This is a genomic window from Bradyrhizobium sp. Kon56, from assembly GCF_055807635.1.
In genome coordinates this window covers 1-2867 of sequence record NZ_JBVVOU010000083.1, presented here as the reverse complement: position 1 = coordinate 2867, position 2867 = coordinate 1, and the positions used below count along the sequence as shown (strand labels likewise).

3 protein-coding genes and 2 pseudogenes are annotated in these 2867 nt (G+C 65.8%); all 5 read right to left on the bottom strand.

Going from position 1 to position 2867, the window contains the following annotated elements:
- On the bottom strand, window positions 1-252 hold a 252-nt coding region (locus AC0L3B_RS37970; protein ID WP_473382643.1), incomplete at its 3' end, for a UPF0149 family protein.
- Between the two features lie 114 nt (window positions 253-366).
- Window positions 367-1608, bottom strand: coding sequence for an IS66 family transposase (tnpC, locus tag AC0L3B_RS37965; protein WP_473382641.1), 1242 nt, complete (start codon window positions 1606-1608; stop codon window positions 367-369).
- A gap of 91 nt (window positions 1609-1699) precedes the next feature.
- Window positions 1700-1807 (bottom strand): annotated as a pseudogene (locus tag AC0L3B_RS37960) (IS66 family transposase); the annotation flags it as partial.
- Between the two features lie 164 nt (window positions 1808-1971).
- Window positions 1972-2324, bottom strand: a pseudogene (tnpB, locus tag AC0L3B_RS37955) (IS66 family insertion sequence element accessory protein TnpB).
- Window positions 2321-2782 carry an IS66-like element accessory protein TnpA gene (gene tnpA / locus AC0L3B_RS37950; RefSeq protein WP_473382639.1) on the bottom strand — a complete coding sequence of 154 codons (462 nt, stop codon included), beginning with the start codon at window positions 2780-2782 and terminating at the stop codon, window positions 2321-2323. The pseudogene tnpB and the gene tnpA overlap by 4 nt, the downstream one beginning before the upstream one ends.
- Between the last annotated feature and the right edge of the window lie 85 nt (window positions 2783-2867).

Below are 2867 nucleotides of genomic sequence, written 5' to 3'. Positions count from 1 at the left end.
CCTGACACCAGAGTCGCGGATCGACGTCGCCATTGGGTTGCGCTGGTGCATCGGCTCGAACTGGTCGGGCGCGGTCGTAAGGACGTTGCTGATGTCGTTATGGCGCAGCGCGACGGCGGAGAGCGCCGCGAACTCCGGGGTGTCGCCGTGGTTGAAAGCATCGGCATCGATGGCGAGCAGCGGACAGATCCAGTCGAGCGGACTCATCGACACCGGTCCGGCCACGATCGCGGCGACATAACCGTCGAGCATGGGGATGCTGGTGGCGGCAGGATGCCGATCGACGCGAGCCTGCAAACCGATCGAGCTCCGCAAGGGGCATCGCGGCGGCCGCCATCGACGACGAAGCCTTGTGACGACGCGGGCTCATGCGGCGGCCTGTGCGGTGCGCTGGTGCGCCGCCTTCCAGTTCCAGGCGAGCAGTTCGTGCAGCTGATGGGTCTTGGTTCGCCCGGAGACGATGCGCTCCAGCACGTCGGCGAGGTAGGCCTGCGGATGGAGCTCATGGAGCTTTGCCGTGTTCACGATCGACGCCAGGATTGCCCAGCTCTCGGTGCCGCCCTCGCTGCCGCTGAATAACGAGTTGCGTCTTCCCATGGCAATCGGGCGCATTGAACGCTCGACCGTATTGCTGTCGACCTCGACGCGGCCGTCGCGGAGGAACAGCGTCAGCCCGTTCCAGTGATTGAGCGCGTAGTTGATGGCCTCCGCCAGCTTCGACTGGGAGAAGAGCTGGTCGACAATCGCGGTCAGTCGCGCCTTGAGCGCCGCCATCAACGATGCGCTCCTGGTGCAGCGGACGGCCAGCCGCTGCTCGGCAGTGCTGCCGCGGATCTCCGCCTCGATGGCATAGACCGCCTGCAGGCGTTCGATCGCCTCGCGCGCGAACGGCGACTGGGTCGTTTTGAACACCTCGACGAATTTGCGTCGAGCATGGGCGAGACAAAAAGCGAGCTGGATCGCGCCGCCATGATCGCGGGCGAGCGCCTTGTAGGCAGCATAACCATCCACCTGCAGAATGCCGGAAAAGCCCTTCAGTTGTCCGGCGATCTCCTCGGTGCCGCGGCCGTTGGCGAACACGTAGGCAACCGCCGGCGGCGAGGGGCCGCCCCATGGCCGGTCATCCATGGCATGTGCCCAGAACTGGCAGATGCGGGTACGATGTCGTCCGGGATCGAGCACCGGCATTGGCGTCTCATCGCAGAACAGGCGCGGCGAGGCCTGGATCGTGCGCAACTGAAGCTCATAGAGGCTCCTGAGCCACCAGGCCGCACGCTTCACCCAGCCGGCCAGCGTCGCCCGGTCGAGATGGACACCCTGGCCGGTCAGAATTTGCACCTGTCGGTACAGCGGCAGATACCAGGCGAACTTCGGGACCACCACGTGGCTCACGAGTGCGGTCGAAGCCATGCCGCTCTCGATCAGGCGCGGCGGCACCTTCGCTTGGACCACACCATCGGTGCAGCAGCGGCAGCCATATTTGGGACGGATCGTGCGCAGCACCCGCAGGATCGCCGGGATGATGTCCAGCACCTCGCTGACGTCCTCGCCGATCTTGTGGAGCCGACCCTGGCAGCACGGGCAGGCCGTCGCCTCCGGCTCCAGCACCTGCTCGCAGCGCGGCAGGTGCTTTGGGAGTGCGCCGATGTTGCGGCGCGCCTTCTTGCGCACCTTGCCGGGCGGCTTCGCCGCAGGCGCATCGTCGTTGGCCTGCACAGGCAACGTCGGTCTCGAGATCGCCCAGCTCAAGCGCGAGTTGCTCGTCCACGAGCACCGCAACTCGCTCCGAGCGCTTCCCGAAGATCATCTCCTTGAGCGTCTGCATCGCCACACGCAGCTTCTCGTTCTCGGCGTCAAGCGCGAGCACCATCTCGGTCAGAGCTGACGGATCGGTCGGGAGAGCGTCGGGGCGAATCGCCATGACCAGACGATACATCCGCGCGCCATAGGCTCCAGCGAAATCCCCACCTCTCAGCCGACAACGGCCGGCTGCTTCACAGGCTTGGGTGAGACACGCGTCCACTCAAGCCCGTCGATCAGCATCGCGAGCTGCGTCGCGCTCAGATGCACCACGTCGTCGCGGATCGGCGGCCAGGTGAAGCGTCCCTCGTGCAACCACTTCGTCACCAGGACCATGCCGCTGCCGTCCCACGCCAGAAGCTTCACTCTGTCCATGCGCTTGCTGCGGAACACGAAGACGTCGCCGCATACGGATTCGCATGCAGCGCTTCGCTCACCAACGCCGACAGCGTGTGCACCGACTTGCGGAAATCGACCGGCTGTGTCGCTAACACCACCTTGAGGTCGGATCGTAACGCAATCACCGGCCGCCTCGGAGCGCCGCCAGCACCGTCGAAAGCGTCGCCAGCTCCACTCCCGGCTCGACCCGAATGCGCGCCCCGCTCATCTCGATCTCGATAACCCCGGAGAGCTTGGTGACCGGCGCAGCGATCTCCGACGACCTCGTCTGTACCGACGAAACACGCGCGGGCTCGCCAGCTGTCTCGCCTCCGCTCTCCGCCTCGACGTGGATCGGCACGAAGCTCGGCGCCTTGCCGACCAACGCCGCCGCAACCTGGCGTCGCCACACCGTGAGCAGCCCGCGGGCAACGCCGTTGCGGCGCGCCACCTCGGAAATGTTGACATCAGCCTCAAAGCTCTCCGCCACGATCCGGGCCTTCTCCTCGCCCGTCCATCGTCGGCGCCCGCGGTGCCCGGTGATCACCTCAATGCGACGATACGAGTCGCCTTCCTGCCTGGCATCAAGCATGGCATTTGCCATCGTTGCACCTCCACCGATCAGCTCATGCCAAGCTGTATCGCAGGCGAACCTCGCGACGGCGAGGTGGGGCCCTCATGCCGGTTAC